We start from the raw sequence: 20,985 nt of genomic DNA, 5'->3' as shown, positions 1-20,985 counted from the left end.
AAATGATGTTTTGGGAAAAAAGAAAAGAAAAAGCGGCAAAATACAAAGTGGAAAATGAAAATTTGGCAGTTCCGGAGATTCACTTAAAAGGAGATGATGACGCAGACCCTGCAGAGGTGTGCGGAGAGGATCAGGATATCGTTTATGAAAATGTGGCGGTTCCGGAAATCCATATCGGTAAAAAGCGCGTTTGAGCCGTAGAGCAGAATTCTATTTTGGACTTTGCGTATTGATTTATCCTATCGAAATGTCTATAATTATGGTACTATCGTGGCTTCCATGCATGAAGCGGACGAAAAGAAAGGTTAAATCGAATGGATAATAATATGAACCCGTTTAACGGCGGAAATGGAAATGGTTCCGGCAACGGATCCCAGGGACCGAACGGTTCCGGAGGATCGGAACAGAACAATCCGAGGCGGACGAGCCTGATCCTGTTGGCGATTGCGGCGATTGTGACGTTGATTTCCATGAGCCTGTTTATGCGGATGATCAATAATGCAACCAATCAGGAAATCACCTATGGAAAATTTCAGGAGCTGGTAGAAGACGGCAAGGCGGCAGAGGTTACCTGGGATGACGATACGATTTATCTCAAACTGCAGCAGACAAACCAGAAGACACTGTTTTCTGCGATGCCGGAGGTAACCTATTATACCGGTAAGGCACAGTCGGATGATGCATTGACGGCGTACTTAAAAGAATATAAGGTTGCAAGCTACGGCAAGGATGTTCCGGACAGCTCCGGACTGATTTTGACGATGATCCTGACCTATGTGCTTCCGATTGTCGTTATGTGGCTGCTTTTAAGTCTGCTATTTCGGCGGATGGGCGGAGGCGGCCCGATGGGCGTCGGCAAGAGCAACGCAAAGGTTTATGTACAGAAAGAAACCGGAATCACGTTTAAGGATGTAGCAGGCGAGGACGAAGCAAAGGAGTCGCTGCAGGAGGTTGTCGATTTCCTGCACAATCCGCAGCGCTATGTGAAGATCGGCGCAAAGCTGCCCAAGGGTGCGCTGTTAGTCGGCCCTCCCGGTACCGGTAAGACGCTTCTGGCAAAGGCAGTAGCCGGAGAGGCGAAGGTTCCGTTCTTTTCGCTGACCGGTTCCGATTTTATCGAGCTGTACGTCGGTGTCGGTGCATCGCGCGTGCGCGACCTGTTTAAAGAAGCGACGAAAAATGCGCCCTGTATCATCTTTATCGATGAGATTGATGCAATCGGCAGAAGCAGAGATTCCAAATACGGCGGCGGAAATGAAGAGCGTGAGCAGACGCTGAACCAGCTGCTTTCTGAGATGGATGGTTTTGATACTTCGAAGGGAATTCTGGTTCTGGGGGCGACCAACCGTCCGGAGATTCTGGACAAGGCACTGCTGCGTCCGGGACGATTTGACCGCCGGATTATCGTAGATAAGCCCGACTTAAAGGGACGCGTAGAGATTCTCAAGGTGCACGCCAAAGACGTTAAGATGGACGAAACGGTTGATTTCGATGCAATTGCGCTCGCGACGAGCGGCGCGGTCGGCTCTGACCTTGCCAATATGATCAACGAGGCTGCGATCAATGCAGTCAAAGAGGGCAGGGAATATGTCTGCCAGAAGGATCTGTTTGAAGCGGTCGAGCAGGTACTGGTCGGCAAGGAGAAAAAAGACCGGATCATGAGCGCGCAGGAGCGTAAGATCGTATCCTATCATGAAGTAGGTCATGCGCTGATTGCGGCATTGCAGAAAAATTCCGAGCCCGTGCAGAAGATTACGATCGTGCCCCGCACGATGGGCGCCCTCGGCTATGTCATGCATGTGCCGGAAGAAGAAAAGTATTTAAACACAGAGGCGGAAATCCATGATATGCTGGTCGGCTATCTGGGCGGCCGCGCGGCGGAAGAAATTGTATTTGATACGGTAACGACAGGCGCTTCGAACGATATCGAGCAGGCGACCGGTCTGGCACGCTCTATGGTAACCCGTTTCGGTATGAGCAAAAAGTTCGGTTTGATTGGGCTGGAATCCGTAGAAAGCCAGTATCTGGACGGCAGGACGGTTTTAAACTGCTCCGATGCGACGGCGGCTGAGATCGATCAGGAAGTCATGCGTATCCTGAAAGAATGTTATCAGGAAGCACTGGAGCTGCTGTCCGCAAACCGTGAGGTGATGGATCAGCTGGCGGCGCATCTGATTGAAAAAGAGACGATCACCGGCAAGGAATTTATGCGGATCTACAGACAGGCCAAGGGACTACCGCAGGAAGAACCGGAGCAGACTGCCGGCGCGCAGATGAAGGCGGCAGAGCAGACTGCAGACGCAGAGAACCCGAGCCAGTCCGACGCAGGAAACAGCTATGGCACAGCACCTGCATCGGGCACAGACACCGCAGCGCAGCCGCAGTCTTCCACGCCGAAGCCATGGGAAGAGTTCGCACGCCAGCAGCAGGAAAGAGAAGACAGCTTCTTCTCGGGAGATGCACAGCAGCCGGAAGATACACAGCAGCCGGCGGATCCATCTGACACCGAACAGAGCCAGGAACAGGATAAGCCCTGGATTCCTCCGACGCCGAAGCCGGAGAATAAAGGACCGGTAGGACGTTTTTCAGGAGCCTCCCTTCCGGACGACGAGAAGAAATAGGAAAGCTTATCGTAAATGCTATACACGAAGTGTTAAGCATGGCGGCAGAACCGGAGTGAAAGAACGTTTGTCAGGGACTATGGAAACATAGTCCCTGCTGTATTAGAAGGGGAGAACGCGACATGTTTGTAATAGAAGAAGAGCTGAAAAAACTGCCGCAGAAGCCCGGCGTGTACCTGATGCACGACGCACAGGACAATATCATTTATGTCGGCAAGGCGATTCGCCTGCGCAGCAGAGTACAGTCGTATTTCCGTGAGAAAATTAACCGCGGACCACAGATTGAAAAGATGGTAACGCAGATAGCCCGGTTTGAATATATTGTAACGGATTCGGAGCTGGAAGCCCTGGTTCTGGAAAACAATCTGATCAAGGAACACAATCCGAAATACAACACACTGCTCAAGGATGATAAAACCTATCCCTATATTAAGGTCACAGTCGGGGAGGCATATCCGCGCGTGCAGTTTTCCAGACTGATGAAAAAGGACAAATCGAAGTATTTCGGGCCGTTTACCTCTGCGGCGGCGGTCAAGGATACGATCGAGCTGTTAAATAAGCTGTTCAAACTGCGTACCTGTAACCGGGTACTGCCGCGGGACTGTGGGTTGGAGCGCCCGTGCTTAAATTATCACATCGGGCAGTGTATGGCTCCGTGTCAGGATTATGTGAGCCGCGAGGAGTACCGGGCACATGTGGACAAGGCGCTGGAGTTTTTAAACGGCAATTATAATATGATTTTAAACGATCTGCAGAAAAAAATGGAAGAAGCGGCGGAGGCCCTGGAATTCGAGGAAGCCGCCCGGTACCGCGATCTGTTCAACAGCGTAAAGCAGGTGTCCCAGAAGCAGAAAATCACGGACAGCGACGGGGAGGACAAGGACATCATCGCGCTGGACAAGGACGGAAGCGACGCAGTGGTACAGGTGTTTTTCGTGCGTAGCGGCAAGCTGATCGGGCGCGAGCATTTTTATATGACGCATGTGGAGGATTCGGATAAGGCGCAGATTCTGCTGGATTTTGTGAAACAGTTTTACGCCGGAACACCGTTCGTACCGCGGGAGTTGATTTTACAGAAAGAAATAGATGACATACCGGTATTAGAAGAATGGCTGACCGCACGCAGGGGCGCGAGGGTATATATCCGCGTGCCGCGGAAGGGACAGAAGGAAAAGCTGGTGGAGCTTGCGGAAAAAAATGCAAAGCTCGTCCTGGAAAAAGACCGGGAGCGAATTGCGCGCGACGAGGCGCGTACGGTCGGTGCGGTGCGGCAGATCGCACAGCTGCTGGATTTACCGATGCTCGACCGGATGGAGGCGTTCGATATTTCCAACATCAGCGGCTTTGAAAATGTCGGCTCGATGGTCGTTTATGAAAAGGGCAAGCCCAAGCGCAGCGATTACCGAAAATTCAAAATCAAAACGGTAGCAGGACCGGACGACTATGCCTGCATGCGCGAGGTTCTGACGAGACGCTTTGAACACGGCTTAAAAGAGACGAAAGAGCTGGAAGAAAAAAATCTGTCCGGGGAGTTCGGAAGCTTTGCACGGTTTCCGGACCTTTTGCTGATGGACGGCGGACGCGGGCAGGTCAACATCGCGCAGCAGGTGCTGGACGAGCTGCATTTAAACATTCCGGTCTGCGGCATGGTAAAGGATGACAACCATCGGACGAGAGGACTTTATTTTCACAATGTGGAGCTGCCGATCGACCGCAATTCTGAAGCCTTCAAGCTGATTACAAGAGTGCAGGACGAGGCGCACCGGTTTGCAATCGAATACCACAGGTCACTGCGCAGCAAGGATCAGGTCAAGAGCGTGCTGGATGAAATCCCGGGCGTGGGTCCTGCGCGGAGAAAGGCGCTGATGAAAAGCTTTCCATCGATTTATGAGATCCGGGACGCGACGGCAGAGCAGATTGCGATGCAGGCAGATTTGCCAATGTCCGTGGCGGAAGAAATCTATGAATTTTTTCATAACCACCAAGAGGAAGATTGCCGGGAATAATGATCTGTGATAAAATAAAACAAAGTATGGCATAAAAACAGAGTTCCTGATGTCAGGAACTACTGTCTGCATGTCCTGGAAAAGAGAGGATGGATTATGGCAAGCATCAGTTTATTGAAGATTGCGGAAAAAATGAAGCTGGAAAATCTGACTCCTGAAATCAATCTGAAGGGGATTAAGGTTACGTTGCCGGATATCAACCGACCGGCACTTCCTATGGCGGGCTATTTTGAACACTTTGAGGCGACCCGTCTGCAGGTGATTGGATTCGTAGAATACTCTTATGTTAAGAGAATGTCGGAAAAAGAAGAGAAGGAGATGCTGGAGAAGCTTTTGGATTACCCGATTCCCGGCATTATTTTCTGTCGTGAACTGCATCCGGATGAGCTGTTTCGGCAAATTGCCATTGAAAAAGGCGTTCCGCTTCTGATGACCAAGCGTGCGACAAGTTCGTTTACGGCAGAGCTGATCCGTTGGCTGAATGTCAAGCTGGCACCCTGCATTTCTGTGCACGGCGTACTGGTTGACGTATATGGCGAAGGCGTCCTGATTACAGGCGAGAGCGGAATCGGTAAATCCGAGGCGGCGCTTGAGCTGATTAAGAGAGGACACCGTCTGGTAACGGACGATGTTGTAGAAATTCGCAAGGTCAGTGAGGAAACACTGGTCGGAACTGCACCGGATATCACAAAGCACTTTATCGAGCTGCGCGGTATTGGTATTGTGGACGTCAAGGCGCTGTTCGGTGCTTCGAGTGTCCGCGAGACACAGAATATCGACCTCGTAATCCGTCTGGAAGAGTGGGACAAGGACAGAGAATACGACCGTCTCGGACTGGAAGAGGAATATACGGAATATCTGGGCAACAAGGTTGTCTGCCACAACATTCCGATCCGTCCCGGCAGAAATCTGGCAATTATTTGCGAAACGGCAGCTGTTAACCACAGACAGAAAAAGATGGGATACAATGCAGCACAGGAGCTGTATACAAGAGTCCAGAATTCCCTTGCGCGCAAGCGGGATGAGGACGAGGATGAGGATGAGGACTAAAACGGTCAGGCATATCGAAATGTTCGGAATGAAAGCAATAGTGCTCCGTACAGCGATGCGGCTGGCGGATCGTACAAAAGAGTAAGGCATCATCATAGATCAGACAGCTGAAAAGCTTTTTGAAAATACGCGAGAAGCGGGAGGAAAATAAAATGGGTAAGTATTGTTTTGGTGTAGATGTAGGAGGAACGACAGTAAAGCTTGGTCTTTTTAACACCAGCGGCGATCTGATGGAAAAGTGGGAAATCCCTACGGTGACAGAGGATGACGGCAAAGCGATTCTGCCGGACTGTGCAAAGAGCATCCTCAAAAAAATGGATGAGCGTAAAATGGACCGTACAGAGGTAGTCGGCGTCGGCATCGGTGCACCGGGACCGGTTGACTCTGAGGGCACACTTTATGGTGCAGTCAATCTTGGCTGGGGAACCATGAGCCTGAAAAAAGAGCTGCAGACACTTTTAAATATGCCGGTAGAAGCTGGTAATGACGCCAATGTAGCAGCACTGGGCGAGGCCTGGCAGGGCGGCGCAAAGGGGTATGAGGATGTCGTTGTAGTAACCCTGGGAACTGGTGTTGGCGGCGGTATTATCATCAACGGTAAGATGGTTGCCGGTGCAACCGGAGCCGCAGGCGAGATCGGACATATGCATGTCAATGATGATGAGACAGAGCCTTGTAATTGCGGCAACTGCGGATGCCTGGAGGAATATGTTTCCGCAACGGGTATTGTCCGTATGGCAAAGCGTAAGCTGGCAAAGGATGACCGTCCGAGCATAATGCGCAAGGACGACCTGAGTGCAAAGGACGTATGGGATGCGGTTAAAGCAGGAGATACGGTAGCAACCGAGGTTGCAGAGGACTTTGGCTGGTATCTGGGCAAGGCGATGGCGCTGGTTGCCAATGTTTCCAACCCGGAGATCTTCGTAATCGGCGGCGGTGTTTCCAAAGCCGGCAATGTGCTGCTGGATTACATTCAGAAATATTACCAGAAATATGCGTTCAAGGGCTGCCGCGGCGCACTGTTTACCCTGGCAACTCTGGGCAATGACGCTGGTATTTACGGCGCTGCCAGACTGGTATTGGAGTAATACCGGTATCATCTGCAAAAGATCCGCATAAAATAACAACGTATCCGGCGCAAAGCCGGAGCAGAAGGGCTGGTCAGGACATTTGAGTGACAGATTAAATGAAATTCTGCCGAAAGAGCGGATTTTAACAGAAGAACAGATGGACAGGCATACGACATTCCGGACAGGCGGTCCTGCGCGCTATTTTCTTGTGATTGAGACGAGGAAAGAGCTGGCGCAGGTGCTTGCCTGGCTGCAGGAAGAGGCGCTGCCGTGGTTTTTGCTCGGAAACGGAAGTAACCTTTTGGTGGGTGACCGGGGCTACCGCGGCGCGATCCTGCATCTGGCGGGGGAATTTTTAAAGACTGAAATCGACGAAGCTACGATCCGATGCGGCGCAGGCGCGATGCTTTCCGCTGTATCGAGAAGCGCGATGGAAGCAGGGCTGACCGGATTGGAATTTGCATCGGGAATCCCCGGAACGATTGGCGGAGCAGTCCGGATGAACGCGGGCGCTTACAACGGTGAGATTGCGGGTGTGACAGAGTCGGTAGAGGTGATGGAACCGGATGGCAGATGTCGTGTATACAACAGGGAAGAAATGGCGTTCGGCTATCGCACGAGCATTGTAAAAACAAAGCCCTGTGTGGTGCTCAGCACTGTTTTAAAGCTGCAAAAAGGCGACCGAAGCGAAATTTCTGCTACGATGCAGGAGCTTTCTGCAAAGCGTCGGGAAAAACAGCCGCTGGAATATCCGAGTGCGGGCAGTACGTTTAAACGTCCGGAGGGATATTTTGCAGGCAAGCTGATTATGGATGCCGGACTTGCCGGAGCGAGTGTCGGCGGCGCACAGGTTTCCGAAAAGCACTGCGGTTTTGTCATCAACCGAAAAAATGCGACGTCTGCGGACGTGGCGGGACTAATTCAGAAAGTCACAGAAACAGTGCAGGAAAAATTCGGCGTAACGCTGGAGCCGGAAGTGATTTTCCTGGGAGATTTTGAAAAATGAGATTTGTAATGGTAACCGGCATGAGCGGCGGCGGCAAAAGCACCGCGATGCGACTGCTGGAGGATATGGGATACTATTGTGTGGACAATCTGCCGATCCAGCTGATCGACAAGTTCGTTGAGCTTTTGTCCACACCGAATACGGAAATAACAAAAGTTGCTATCGGCGTGGACGTCCGCACGGATCAGTCCTTTGCCAGGGTAGAAAAAACACTTTCCTGTTTAAGACAAAACGGTATGGTGTTCGAAGTTCTTTTTATGGACGCTTCTGATGCAGTACTTGTGAAACGTTATAAAGAGAGCCGACGGATGCATCCGCTGTGTTCAGCAGAAAATCCGAGAATCGAAGACGGAATTGAAAAAGAAAGGGAAATCCTGCAGCAGGTTAAGAAGGATGCAGACTATGTGATTGACACGTCCAAGCTGCTGACCCGGGAGCTGAAAGAGGAGCTGGATCGGATTTTTGTAAAAAATGAAGAGTACAGCAGTCTGATGATCAATATTCTTTCTTTTGGCTTCAAGCATGGAATCCCGGCAGATGCGGATCTGGTATTTGATGTCCGTTTCCTGCCGAACCCTTTTTATATAGATGAATTGAAATATCTGACCGGCAACGACAGGGGCGTTCAGGATTATGTCATGAGCTTCCCGGAGGCGGGGATTTTTCTGGACAAGCTGACAGATCTGCTGCGATTTTTGATTCCAAATTATATTAAAGAAGGCAAATACCAGCTGGTGGTGGCGATCGGCTGCACCGGCGGCAAACATAGGAGCGTAACGCTGGCCAATGAGCTTTATAGAAAGCTTCGCAACAGGGAAGCCAAGTATGGAGTATCTTTGAGCCACAGGGATATTTAAGGATATTTCATATGTCATTTTCATCGGGAGTAAAAGAAGAGCTGTATCGGCACATCAGTCCGGCAAGGCACTGCCAGCTGGCGGAGCTGGCAGCACTTCTTCATTTTAACGGCAGCATCGGCGTCGGTGCGACGGGGACTTTTCTGCAGATTCATGCGGAAAATGCGCTCGTTGTGAGAAAATGCTTTACATTATTACAGAAAACATTTAATATAAGTACGGAAACCCGTGTACAACAGGAAAATCAGCAAACCGGATATTTCTGTCGGATAGATGACCCGGAACTGATCCGCAGGATTCTACAGGGAATCAAATTTTTGGATCAGACAGGCAGCCCGACGTCCGGTGAGGAGAGCCTACAGGATGGTTTACGATGTCCGGTGAGCAGGCTTTTAATCCGAAATTCCTGTTGCCAGAGAGCGTTTTTACGAGGCACGTTTCTGGCAGCCGGTTCGATGAGCAATCCCGGGAAAGGATATCATCTGGAAATTGTATGCAGCAGACCGCTGCAGGCACAGCAGATTCTGGAGATTTTGACCGAGTTCGAGATCGAAGGGCGGATTGTACAGCGAAAAAAGTATTATGTGGTTTACATAAAAGAAGGAGCCGGAATTTCGGATTTTCTGAATGTGGTTGAGGCGCATGTGGCGCTGATGGAATTTGAAAATTCCAGGATCGTCCGGGAAGTCCGCAATACGGTAAACAGGCGCGTCAATTGCGAAACTGCCAATATTACCAAGACGGTGACAGCGGCGGCGAGGCAGGTTGACGACATTCTTTTTTTGCAGCAAAAATATGGATTTGAAAAATTGCCGGTGAGCTTGCGTCAGATGGCTGAAGTACGTCTGGAGTATCCCGAAGCACCGCTTAAGGAGCTGGGGATGTATCTGGATCCTCCAGTTGGAAAATCGGGCGTAAATCATCGTTTGCGGAAATTATGTGAACTGGCGGATGCCATGAGGTCTTAAAAGGAGGAGTTTTATTATGAAACAGAAAACTGTGGAAGTAAAGCTGAAGCAGGGGCTTGAGGCTCGCCCGGCAGCAATGCTGGTGCAGGTTGCAAGCAAGCATGCCAGCAATATTTATCTGGAGTCTGAAGGCAGAAAAGTGAACGCGAAGAGCATCATGGGAATGATGAGCCTTGCGCTTGCACCCGGCGAAAAGGTAACCGTGATTGCAGACGGAACGGATGAAGACGACGCGATTTTCGGAATGGAAAATTATTTAAGCAGCGCGGCAGAATAAAGAAAACGAAAGGGTGTCCACCAGAAAGTGGCTGCCCTTTTTCTATTTTCCAGAGTAAGCTTGTTGTTATAGAAGCAAGTACACTTTACGGGAGCGCAGGGGCGAAACAAGGATAAAAAAGCAGAAAGGAGGGAAAGGATGGACGACAAAAAGCTTCTTTTTATTTATAATCCCAGGGCGGGAAAAGGACAGATCCGGAATAATCTGCTGGATATCATTGATACGTTCGTTAAGGCAGGCTATATCGTGACAGCGAGACCGACCCAGTATGCAGGGGAAGCCGTAGGGCTTGCGGCAGACAGAACGGCAAAATATGACCTCGTGGTATGCAGCGGCGGAGACGGCACGTTGGATGAGGTGGTGACCGGCATTATGAAGAGTGTTCGACGCCGCCCGATCGGGTATATTCCGGCAGGCAGCACAAACGATTTTGCGCAGAGCCTGAATATTCCGAAAAACATGGCCGAGGCTGCTAAAATCGCAGTCAGCGGCAGAATGTTTGCCTGCGATATCGGTTCCTTTAACGAAAAAACCTTTGTTTATATTGCGGCCTTCGGACTTTTTACAGAGGTGTCCTATGAAACCAGTCAGGATGTCAAAAATGTGCTGGGGCACATGGCGTATCTGCTGGAGGGCATGAAAAAGCTCCGGGATATCAAATCCTACCACATGAAAATTACGACGCAGGACACCGTCATCGAGGACGATTTTTTGTATGGAATGATTACGAATTCTGTTTCGGTGGGAGGTTTTAAGGGAATTACCGGAAAATATGTGGATTTAAGCGATGGAATGTTTGAGGTGACGCTCGTAAAGGTTCCGCGCAGCCTGGACGAACTCAATCAGACGCTTGCTGCCCTGGCGCAGCGCGATATCGACACGGTGCAGATGTATTGCTTTAAAACCTCCTGGCTGAAGGTGGAGACAGAGGAAGAGGTCGCATGGACGCTGGACGGCGAATTCGGCGGCAGGCACACAGAAATCGTCATCGAAAATCAGAAACAGGCGCTGCATATCATGGTGCCGGGAGAAGAAAATGAAGCGCAGTGAAATGTAGCGGTTTAGTGGAAAAAGTGGAAAAAGAGGAAAAAAATGCGTATGCCGTATTTCTTTTTTGAAAAAGATAGGGTATAATAGCATCGGTTAGATAATAATTTTATTTCTATGGAGGTAAATAAGATGTTAGTATCTGCTACAGAAATGCTGAACAAAGCAAAAGCTGGCCATTATGCAGTTGGTCAGTTCAACATCAACAACCTGGAATGGACAAAGGCTATCCTGCAGACTGCTCAGGAGCTGAACTCCCCTGTAATCCTTGGTGTATCCGAGGGTGCAGGCAAGTATATGACCGGCTACAAGACCGTTGTAGGCATGGTTAACGGTATGCTCGAAGAATTGAACATCACCGTTCCCGTTGCTCTGCATCTGGATCACGGCTCATACGACGGCTGCTACAAGTGTCTGGAAGCTGGCTTCTCTTCCATCATGTTCGATGGCTCTCATTATCCGATCGACGAGAACGTTGAAAAGACCACTGAGCTGGTTAAGGCTGCTCATGAAAAGGGCGTTTCCATCGAAGCTGAGGTTGGTGCAATCGGCGGCGAAGAAGATGGCGTTATAGGTATGGGCGAATGCGCAGATCCCAACGAGTGCAAGAGAATCGCTGATCTGGGCGTAGACTTCCTGGCAGCTGGTATCGGCAATATCCACGGCAAATATCCTGCAAACTGGAAGGGTCTGTCCTTTGAAACTCTGGATGCTATCCAGCAGCTGACTGGTGAGCTTCCTCTGGTTCTTCACGGCGGCACAGGTATCCCGGCTGACATGATCAAGAAAGCAATCTCCCTTGGCGTTGCTAAGATCAATGTTAACACCGAGTGCCAGCTTGCATTTGCTGCAGCTACCAGAAAGTACATCGAAGAAGGCAAAGACGAGCAGGGCAAGGGTTATGACCCTCGTAAGCTGCTGGCTCCTGGCTTCGAAGCGATCAAGGCTACTGTAAAAGAAAAAATGGAACTGTTCGGTTCTGTAGACAAGGCTTGAGCATCAGCCGAGTAACAGATCATTCAAACAGATCAATCAGGACGGTCGGAATCTTCCGACCGTCCTTTTTTATCGTATAGGAAACTGCGTTTCCATACGATAAAAATGCTCCGCGAGGACACATAAGCGGCGTTCATTTTTTATTCATATTTCTTTAACGGAATGTTTTTCTGCCCATCACGGTTTCGTCACTTTCCGTTTCTATACTAAAACCATAAGATACAGCAAGCCAATCAATGACAGTAACACAACTTTTCAAATAGCTTTTTCATAATAAATGCCAGGCGACATCGGGTTGCCTGGCATCCTCCCTTTTCTGGGGTATTTTTCACAAATAAGTGTTGGAGCAGAACAGATATCAACAGGTTCCAGGGTTAAAAGCTTTGTCGTGCGAGCTTGACCGGCTTTTGAGCTTTGGCATTTCAGCATATATCAATGAAGCACTCATGCATGTCGCATTCCGCAACCCTTCGGAATACGCGGGGGGACCTGTGTAAATCGCGGCTTGAACTGGCGGTACACTCATGTTAAGATAGCGGAAGAAGCTTTTGCAGCGGATGGTGGAAAGCGTTCGGAGCGTGGCAGTTTGACAGAAAAGGAATGGAAAGGAACGGGTAGACAAAATGAAGATGCGTACAGAACAAAAGACAGCGGTAAAAAACAGCATTGGAAGGCTTGTGTTCGTTGCGCTGTCGGTACTGTTACAGGTTATATGGATTTGCGTACAGGCGATGAAATTAAACCGATATTCGACATGGATTTCGGTTGCGACCAGCGTGCTTACGCTGGTTGTCGTGATCCTGCTTTATGGCCGCAGGACAAATGCAGCGTTTAAAATGCCTTGGATTATCCTGATTCTGGCGTTTCCGGTGTTGGGCCTCGGCATGTATCTGTTGTTTGGACGCAAAGAAGCGACGCAGTTGGTGCGGGAGCGGTTTGAGCGGATTGATCAGAGTCTGGACGGGCTGCTGATACAGGACAAAGCGGTTCGGATAAAGCTGCAGCAGACGGACCGGATGGCGGCGAATGAAGCGGAGTATATCTGGAACTATGCGAAATATCCGATTTATCAGAATACGGATGTCGTTTTTTATAAAGAAGCGTCGGAGGGGATTGAAGCTCAGAAGCAGGCGCTGAACCAGGCAAAGCATTTTATTTTTATGGAATACCATGCGATTGAGGACAAGCAGTCGTTTGGGGAGTTAAAAGAAATTCTTGCACGGAAAGCAAAAGAAGGCGTGGAGGTTCGTCTCTTTTATGACGATATCGGAAGCATCGGATTTATCAATACGGATTTCATTCAGCGAATGGAAGCGGAAGGCATTCAGTGTCGCGTGTTTAACCGTCTGATGCCGGTTTTAAACGTTTTTATGAACAACCGCGATCATAGAAAGATTACCGTAATCGATGGGAAAATCGGTTTTACGGGCGGATATAATCTGGCGGACGAATATTTTAACATCACGCATCCATATGGTTACTGGAAGGATACCGGCGTCCGGCTGGAAGGGGATGCAGTGCGCAGCCTGACTGTGATGTTTCTGGAAATGTGGAATGCGATTAAAGGTACGGATACAGACTATACACCGTATTTTCTGCAGGATGGTGCGCAGCCGCATGAGGCGGGTTTGGCGGGCAGCGTGGCGGATAGGGACGTTGGTGCTGCGCAGTCGGATGCGAATATTGCGGCGGACAGTGCCTCCGGCTTCGTTCAGCCGTATGCAGACAGCCCGCTGGACGGCGAGCCGGTGGGAGAAAATGTGTACATGGGCGTTGTAAAGGCGGCTTCCGAATATGTTTATTTCACAACGCCGTATTTGATTATCAGCGATGAGATGAGCAGGGAGCTGTGCCTGGCAGCGAAGCGCGGTGTGGATGTGCGGATTGTTACGCCGGGCATCCCGGACAAAAAGCTCGTTTATCGGGTAACGCGCTCCTATTATGCACAGCTGGCGTCTGCGGGTGTGCGGATTTTTGAGTATACACCGGGCTTTCTCCACGCAAAGCAGTGCGTCAGCGACGATGTGACAGCGACGGTCGGCACGATCAACCTGGATTATAGAAGTCTGTATTTCCATTTTGAAAATGGCGTTTTTCTGCATCGGTGTGAGGCTGTGCAGAAGGTACGAGAGGATTTTGAAGATATTTTCCCGGTGTGCAGGGAAGTAACAGAGCAGTATGCGAAGAAGCAGTCGGCGGCAATGAAGTTTGGACAGTGCGTGCTGCGTCTGATTGCACCGCTGCTGTAATAATAAAAAGAATGTGCCTTGGCACATTCTCGCGCCGAGGCGCGGTTGCCTCGGCAACCATCTACCCTTGCGCCGAGTGCGCATCCTCGCGGAGCATTTTTATCGTATGGAAACGAAGTTTCCTATACGATAATAAAGAGTGCCTTGGCACATTCTCGCGCCGAGGCGCGGTTGCCTCGGCAACCATCTACCCTTGCGCCGAGTGCGCATCCTCGCGGAGCATTTTTATCGTATGGAAACGAAGTTTCCTATACGATAAAAAACGGCGTACCCGAAAAGGGCACGCCGTAACCTGTGAAGGGTCTTATCTTTCTTTGAGTTTGTTCGGTTCCGGGTAATCTACGCCGAAGGTATCGACGGTCATGGTTTTGATTCTCTGGTCCTGCAGCGGACGGTCTGCGTAGTTGGTAGCAGTTTTGGCAATTGCGTTTACCGTCTCCATGCCTTCGATGATCTTGCCGAATGCAGCGTACTCACCGTCCAGATGGGGAGAGGTCTTATGCATGATGAAAAACTGGCTGCCTGCGGAGTCCGGGATCATGGTACGCGCCATGGAAAGAACGCCTTCAGTATGTTTTAAGTCGTTTTGGAAACCGTTGGACTTGAACTCGCCTTTGATGCAGTAGCCGGGGCCGCCGCAGCCGGTTCCTTCCGGATCACCGCCCTGAATCATGAAGTTCTGGATAACGCGGTGGAAAATAACGCCGTCATAGAAATGTTTCTTGATCAGGCTGATGAAGTTGTTGACGGATTCGGGAGCAATATCGGGATAAAGCTCCGCTTTCATGATGCTGCCGTCTTCCATGGTGATAGTTACGATAGGATTTTTCTGTGCCATCATAAATACCCGCAGCCCGGTAATTCGGGCTGTTGTTTCCTTTCTGTTTATGCTGGTATCTATTGTAATGGAAAAGTTTTGGGAAGTAAAGAGATGATCAGAAAATGGACCGATCGGGATGCCGTCGTCTGGCTGTCAGATGAAAAAAAAGAGATCGAGCGCCTGGAAGCCGCCGGGCAGTGCTGCGTGTATGTGATAACAGAGCAGAACCGGGATAAAGCTGCGCCGAAGACGCGGTGGTGCCTGGAGCTGGATAGTGGGCAGGACGACCTGGATGCGCAGTGGCTCTACCGCGTGTGGCAGCGGCACGAAGGGATTGCGTGGGAAATTGCACGGACGAAACGTCTGATACTGCGGGAAATGACGGAGGCAGATCTGGACGCGTTATATGAAATACAGTCGGGAGAAGACGATTCGCCGTTTCTGGAACCGCTGTTTGAGGACCGGGACAGGCAGCTTGCGCAGATTCGGGATGAAATCCGGTACCAGTACGGATTTTATGAATTTGGTATCTGGATGGTCGAGCTGGCAGAAAGCCATACCGTAATCGGCCGCGCCGGACTGCAGCTTAGAGACGGTTATGGAGAGCCGGAGCTTGGTTTCGTAATTGCGCCTGCGTACCGCGGACATGGTTATGCGCGGGAAGCGTGTGAAGCCGTGCTGCAGGTTGCCAGGGAAGAGCTGTTTTTTGAGACAATCCGGGCAGTTGTGCACCGGGACAATGAAAAATCCCTCAGGTTGTGCAAAAAGCTTGGTTTTATAGTGGATAACAAGGCGGAAAAAGATGAGAACCCGTGGATATTTTTGAGAAAAAGTTTAAAATAGAGACAATCTGTAGCGAACGGGCGATGCTAGTACATCGTTTTCGAAATAACTATACCATTCACTTGCCTGTGAATCCGATTGCACAGGTATAAAAGCCTCAGCGTAGCCCGCTACGCCTGCGTTTTTATACCTGCACACTCGAATCCACATACTACGCGATTGGTATAGTTATTTACGAAACGCTGTACTAGGATCAGACGGCGGATGGCAATCCAAAGGAAAGAGGAACATCATGATACAGAAAGAGAAGCTGGTGCAGTTTTACTTCTCCCAGTATAGAGACAGCGCGATGGCGCTGAAAAAGAAAAACAATGACGGAAAAAAGACGTATGAGCAGCGGATCGGGCGTCTGATTACAGAAATGCAGCGCACGAAAACCGGAAAGCTGACGCAGCCGCATCTGGAGGAATATCACAGACAGATCCGGAATATGGCGTATTATGCGTTAAAACAGAAAAATCAGTATGCAATCATGCAGATCAGAGATATTCTAATGCCGGAGCTGGTGCGGCTGGATATCGGTACGCTGCGGGAAGAAGAGCAGGAGCTGGTGACGAGCCGGCTGCTGGAATATTTAAGAACCGAGCGTCCGGGCGAAATCTGCCAGCATCCGATGCGCAGCATTCTGAAAAATTTTGCGGAAAACGGAATCCGTTCCCAGATCATTGATATGGTTCCGACGCGGCCGGAAATGGAATTCCCGCGTGCACTGGAAATGAAGCGGCATTTCATTTTGCATGTAGGACCGACAAATTGCGGTAAAACCTATCAGGCGCTGCAGCGTCTGCGCACGGCGTACAAGGGCATTTATTTGGGTCCGCTGCGTCTGCTGGCGCTGGAGGTTTACGAAAAGATGCGGGAATCTGGTGTCCCCTGTACGATGCTGACGGGTGAAGAGCGGATTTATGAGGAAAACAGCAGAGTGATTTCCTCGACGGTGGAAATGCTCGATATTGATCAGGTTTATGATGTGGCAGTCATCGATGAGGCGCAGATGATTGCAGATTCCGACCGCGGACATTCCTGGACACGTGGGATTCTCGGCATTCAGTGCCCGGAAATCCATATCTGCATGAGCCCCGCGGCACAGAAGGTGGTGACACATCTCATTGAGCTGTGCGGTGATACCTTTGAAATCCGCAGTTATGAGCGGAAAACCGCGCTGGTCTGCGAAGAAGAGCCGTTTGATTTTCCGGATGATGTAAGAGCAGGAGACGCACTGATCGTCTTTACCAAGCGGGCAGTACTGGATATTGCCGGAAGACTGGAACGACAGGGGATTCGGACGAGTGTGATCTACGGCAGTCTGCCGCCGGAAATCCGCAGACGCCAGATCCGGATGTTTTCAGCCGGGGAGACACGAGTGGTCGTTTCCACAGATGCGATCGGAATGGGACTCAATTTACCTGTGCGGCGGATCGTTTTTGTGCAAACAGAGAAGTTTGACGGAAAAGAAACAAGACCGCTGAAAACAGAGGAAATCCGGCAGATCGCCGGGCGCGCGGGACGGTTCGGGCTTTATGATACGGGCTATATCAATGCGGTCGGCAAGGAAGCGCTTTCCTATATCCGGGAACACGCGGCGATGCAGGAGGACGAAGTAGAGCATGTGACGCTCGGCTTTCCTCAAGTGCTTCTGGATATGGCGGAGCCTCTGGATACCGTGCTGAAAATCTGGAAATCGGTGGAGACACCTGCTCCCTTTGAAAAGATCAGTATCGAGGAAATGCTTTTTCTGTACGAAAAAGCATATAAAGAACGCAAGGAGATCGACGGCTTCGAGGACAAGCATCTGCTGTACCGTATGCTGACCTGTTCGATCGATATTAAAAATCGAGATATCGTTGCATTGTGGTTGTATTACTGTAAAACCTACACTGCGGATGTGGCGCTGCACTTCCCGGCGCTGATGATGTGCACGGATGCGGGGCTGGTGCGCTATGAGACATTTTATAAGATGCTGGATCTGTATTATCAGTTTTCAACGAGACTGGGGAAAAATATCGACGCCGACCGGCTGGTGCGGGAGCGGGAAAAGACCGAAGAGACGATAATGCGTTATCTGGCGAAGAATAAAAAGGATTATATCGGAAAATGTCGCTACTGCGGCGCGCCGCTGCCGGTTGGAAGCACATTTATGGTGTGTGACAGATGCTACCGGGAGACGAGGCGCCGCCGGGGATAGTACAGCGTGGGGCAGACTTGCCTGAGAATTCACTGATTTTTCACAATTTTCTACTTGCCATATATGCAATGGGTGTTATAATGCATTTGTAACAAAGAAGTGGATACTTAACCAGACCCGCATAGATGACCAGGTTCGCTAAGCATTCAGATTTTGGAGGAAAAGATAAATGACTACTTTAAAAGCTGAAACAAGAGACAAGAACGTAAAAGCAAAGAGACTCAGAAGAGAAGGTTATGTAACTGGTAACGTATTTGGCAGAGAAATTACAGGTTCCATTCCGGTTAAGATCGGACAGAGAGAAGTGGAGCGCCTGTTAAAAACCAGCAATAAAGGCAGCCAGCTGATGCTGGAAGTAGATGGCAAGACCTACGACGTGCTGATCAAGGAAATTGATTATGATGCCATGAAGAATCAGGTAACGGAGATTGATTTTCAGGCACTGGTAAGCAACGAAAAGGTACATTCCGTAGCAGAAGTAGTTTTGCTGAATCATGAGAAAGTGCTGGATGGAATCCTGCAGCAGAAGCTGGAAGAGATTTCCTACAAGGCATTGCCTGCAGCACTGGTAGACAGAGTAGAGATCGACGTAGAGTCGATGAAGATTGGTGATGTAGTTCTGGTAAAGGATCTTGCGATCGCATCCAATCCGGATATTGACCTGATGACAGATCCGGAAGCAGTTGTTGTCACGGTTACAAGAGCCCACAATGCTCCTGAAGAAGAAACAGAGGAAACAGATGCAGATGCAACAGCAGATACCAAAAAGGATGCTGCAAAGAAAGAAGAAAAGTAATACAGATAAGCTGTAAAAGAAAAAAGGGCGTCTCCTTAGTGGGGACGTCCTTTTTTCTCTATATGATAAAAACTTTTTACATGATATAATGAGCACGAAAGAAAAACAAGCGACGCCGAAGGCGGCATTTGTTTTTCTCGTGCCATTAGCGAACGAGCAGCCTGCGTAGCAGGCGGTAAAGCGCGTCAGCGCGGGCTCGTGAGCGAGCGAGAGCACACAAGAAAAACAAGCGACGCCGAAGGCGGCATTCGTTTTTCTTGTGCCATTAGAGAACGAGCAGCCTGCGTAGCAGGCGATAAAGCGCGTCAGCGCGGGCTCGTGATATAATGAGCGCAAGAGAGCGGGAACAGGCGAAGCCTGCTCATCGCGAACGGCGAATGCTGATCATGAACTTTGGGATCGTGGGAGTGCGCAGCACGGAATAATTCGTAGACATCAAGGTCACATCATCCTGTAAGAGAAGTTTTTTGTTTTATTCATGACAATAGAATGTTCGCGGAGCGTGCATTCTATTGTTGGGGGGATACAATATGCCTAAATCATCAAATCAGAAATTGAAGCTGATATACCTTATGAAAATTTTACTGGAACGGACGGATGAAACGCACAGTATTACCATGCCGGAGATTATTGATGCGCTGGCAGCTTATGATATCAGTGCGGAACGCAAAAGCTTATATAATGATATTGAAAACTTAAGAGTGTATGGTCTGGACGTTATAGGAACCCAGGAAGATCGAACGTATTCATACCATATAGGGAACAGGCAGTTTGAGCTTGCAGAATTAAAATTATTGGTGGATTCTGTGCAGTCAGCGAAATTTATCACGGCCAAGAAGTCAAATGAGCTGATAAAAAAGATAGAGGGGTTTGCCAGTAAATACGAAGCATCACAGCTGCAAAGACAGGTATTTGTAGCCGGTCGTGTAAAGACGATGAATGAAAGCATTTATTACAATGTTGACAGGATACATGCTGCAATAGCGGAAAATTCGAGGATAACATTCCAGTATTTTCAATGGAATGTGGATAAGAAGATGGAACTGCGCCATGATGGAGCGCTTTATGAGGTCAGCCCCTGGTCCTTATCCTGGGATAATGAAAACTATTACCTAATTGCGTATGACAGTAATGAAAAGATCATCAAACATTTTCGTGTAGATAAAATGCTTCATATCAAGTCCAATGGAAAAGGAAGAGAGGGAAGGCAGGTATTTAAGTCTTTTGATATGGCTGCATATGCCAGAAAAATGTTTGGCATGTATGGAGGCAAAGAAGAATGGGTAAGAATTGAGTGTGACAATTCATTTGCAGGGGTAATGATAGACCGTTTTGGAAAAGAGGTATCTATGATCAGATTGGATGACAAACGCTTCGCAGTTAATGTGGAGGTAGCAGTCAGCAGGCAGTTCTTGGCATGGATCATAGGTCTCGGAGAGGGAGTAAAACTTGTCGGACCGGATAATGTGGTGGAAATGATGAATGCGGAAATTGACAGATTGATAAAACAATACAAGAAATAAGAACATAAATTCGATATACAAGGTGTGTTTATGGGACACCTTAGTTTTTATAATAAGAATCAGGTAAGAGATAAACTCTTACTGGTTCTTATTTTTTTGAAACAGGCGAGGTAACAGAGTGGCAAGGTTATGGTATTGGATCAGAAAGAGAATATACATATAGTAGAAGATTTGGTTGGATGAAAAAAATCAATCGTAAATTTTTACGATTGATTTTTTATAAAAGAAATCCGGACAGTGGTGAGCAGGAAACCGTGATGTCAATGCTGCTTGGACCTCGAAAGCAGGAGAACAGTTCGATGTAGATATCGGCTGTTCTTTTTGCTTTTAGGCGTTAAAACGGTAATGTTTTCTTGTGTGCAGTAGAGCACTATAGTATAATAAAATCAGGTTTTTGTATACATGTAAAAGCTATAATAAAGAAATATGATCTGATCTTCATGGATATTCAGATGCCTAAAATGGATGGTTATATGATAACCAGGGAAATTCGTACTCTGAAGAATAATAAGAAAGCCAATATTCCAATCGTTGCCATGACCGCAAATGCATTTGAGGAAGACAGGAAAAAGGCTTTTGATGCAGGTATGGATGGACATATTGCAAAACCGATTGATATTGAGAAGCTGAGAGCGGCGATTTTACGAATGGGGTTCTGAATAGTTATGAAA

General features: G+C 49.0%; 17 protein-coding genes and 1 pseudogene. 17 read left to right on the top strand and 1 reads right to left on the bottom strand.

Annotation, left to right across the window (positions count from 1 at the left end; all coding sequences use genetic code 11):
• Positions 1-2 precede the first annotated feature (2 nt).
• The 12 genes from ACLTOQ_RS14380 (at position 3) to ACLTOQ_RS14325 (ending at position 14,147) form a co-directional block, all read left to right on the top strand.
• Positions 3-194 (top strand): hypothetical protein, encoded by a 192-nt coding sequence (locus ACLTOQ_RS14380; protein WP_147342718.1) that lies wholly within the window; start codon positions 3-5, stop codon positions 192-194.
• Between the two features lie 120 nt (positions 195-314).
• A complete protein-coding gene (gene ftsH, locus ACLTOQ_RS14375; protein WP_412279358.1) occupies positions 315-2,621 on the top strand; it encodes an ATP-dependent zinc metalloprotease FtsH in 2,307 nt (768 codons plus the stop codon).
• Between the two features lie 122 nt (positions 2,622-2,743).
• Positions 2,744-4,627, top strand: a complete 1,884-nt coding sequence (gene uvrC, locus ACLTOQ_RS14370; RefSeq protein WP_021914680.1) for an excinuclease ABC subunit UvrC — start codon at positions 2,744-2,746, stop codon at positions 4,625-4,627.
• Between the two features lie 96 nt (positions 4,628-4,723).
• Positions 4,724-5,677, top strand: a complete 954-nt coding sequence (hprK, locus tag ACLTOQ_RS14365) for an HPr(Ser) kinase/phosphatase (protein WP_021914681.1) — start codon at positions 4,724-4,726, stop codon at positions 5,675-5,677.
• Between the two features lie 152 nt (positions 5,678-5,829).
• Positions 5,830-6,765, top strand: a complete 936-nt coding sequence (locus ACLTOQ_RS14360) for an ROK family glucokinase (protein WP_262585760.1) — start codon at positions 5,830-5,832, stop codon at positions 6,763-6,765.
• An 82-nt stretch (positions 6,766-6,847) separates the two neighbouring features.
• A complete protein-coding gene (gene murB / locus ACLTOQ_RS14355) occupies positions 6,848-7,753 on the top strand; it encodes a UDP-N-acetylmuramate dehydrogenase (RefSeq protein WP_337425900.1) in 906 nt (301 codons plus the stop codon).
• Positions 7,750-8,610, top strand: a complete 861-nt coding sequence (gene rapZ, locus ACLTOQ_RS14350) for an RNase adapter RapZ (RefSeq protein ID WP_262585762.1) — start codon at positions 7,750-7,752, stop codon at positions 8,608-8,610. The genes murB and rapZ overlap by 4 nt, the downstream gene beginning before the upstream one ends.
• Before the next feature lie 11 nt (positions 8,611-8,621).
• Positions 8,622-9,578, top strand: coding sequence for a DNA-binding protein WhiA (gene whiA, locus ACLTOQ_RS14345; protein WP_412319750.1), 957 nt, complete (start codon positions 8,622-8,624; stop codon positions 9,576-9,578).
• Between the two features lie 16 nt (positions 9,579-9,594).
• Positions 9,595-9,855, top strand: a complete 261-nt coding sequence (locus tag ACLTOQ_RS14340) for an HPr family phosphocarrier protein (RefSeq protein WP_021914686.1) — start codon at positions 9,595-9,597, stop codon at positions 9,853-9,855.
• A 138-nt stretch (positions 9,856-9,993) separates the two neighbouring features.
• The gene (locus ACLTOQ_RS14335) at positions 9,994-10,905 is read left to right on the top strand and encodes a diacylglycerol/lipid kinase family protein (protein ID WP_412319749.1); all 912 of its coding nucleotides are present in this window, start codon (positions 9,994-9,996) and stop codon (positions 10,903-10,905) included.
• A gap of 129 nt (positions 10,906-11,034) precedes the next feature.
• Complete coding sequence (gene fba, locus ACLTOQ_RS14330) at positions 11,035-11,898, top strand: class II fructose-1,6-bisphosphate aldolase (protein ID WP_412319748.1); 864 nt, start codon at positions 11,035-11,037, stop codon at positions 11,896-11,898.
• 623 nt (positions 11,899-12,521) lie between these two features.
• Positions 12,522-14,147, top strand: a complete 1,626-nt coding sequence (locus ACLTOQ_RS14325) for a phospholipase D-like domain-containing protein (protein WP_337561073.1) — start codon at positions 12,522-12,524, stop codon at positions 14,145-14,147.
• 304 nt (positions 14,148-14,451) lie between these two features.
• Here the strand turns inward: ACLTOQ_RS14325 and ACLTOQ_RS14320 are convergent, their stop codons facing one another.
• Positions 14,452-14,985, bottom strand: coding sequence for a peptidylprolyl isomerase (locus ACLTOQ_RS14320; protein WP_117962195.1), 534 nt, complete (start codon positions 14,983-14,985; stop codon positions 14,452-14,454).
• Between the two features lie 93 nt (positions 14,986-15,078).
• Here ACLTOQ_RS14320 and ACLTOQ_RS14315 point away from each other — a divergent pair, with 93 nt between their 5' ends.
• From ACLTOQ_RS14315 to ACLTOQ_RS14295, 5 genes and pseudogenes are all read left to right on the top strand, one after another.
• A complete protein-coding gene (locus ACLTOQ_RS14315) occupies positions 15,079-15,810 on the top strand; it encodes a GNAT family N-acetyltransferase (RefSeq protein ID WP_337755413.1) in 732 nt (243 codons plus the stop codon).
• 232 nt (positions 15,811-16,042) lie between these two features.
• Positions 16,043-17,995: an SUV3 family DEAD/DEAH box RNA helicase gene (locus tag ACLTOQ_RS14310; protein WP_021914476.1), complete on the top strand. Its 1,953-nt coding sequence runs from the start codon at positions 16,043-16,045 to the stop codon at positions 17,993-17,995.
• A 169-nt stretch (positions 17,996-18,164) separates the two neighbouring features.
• The gene (locus ACLTOQ_RS14305; RefSeq protein WP_412271239.1) at positions 18,165-18,791 is read left to right on the top strand and encodes a 50S ribosomal protein L25; all 627 of its coding nucleotides are present in this window, start codon (positions 18,165-18,167) and stop codon (positions 18,789-18,791) included.
• Positions 18,792-19,321: 530 nt separating this feature from the next.
• Positions 19,322-20,314, top strand: coding sequence for a helix-turn-helix transcriptional regulator (locus ACLTOQ_RS14300; RefSeq protein WP_117962859.1), 993 nt, complete (start codon positions 19,322-19,324; stop codon positions 20,312-20,314).
• Positions 20,315-20,739: 425 nt separating this feature from the next.
• Positions 20,740-20,973: pseudogene (locus ACLTOQ_RS14295) on the top strand (response regulator); the annotation flags it as partial.
• Positions 20,974-20,985 lie beyond the last annotated feature (12 nt).

It is taken from the genome of Gallintestinimicrobium sp. (assembly GCF_046968865.1).
GTDB lineage: Bacteria > Bacillota > Clostridia > Lachnospirales > Lachnospiraceae > Gallintestinimicrobium > Gallintestinimicrobium propionicum.
Note: the sequence above shows the minus strand (reverse complement) of the source record. Positions and strands in the feature narration are given on the sequence as shown.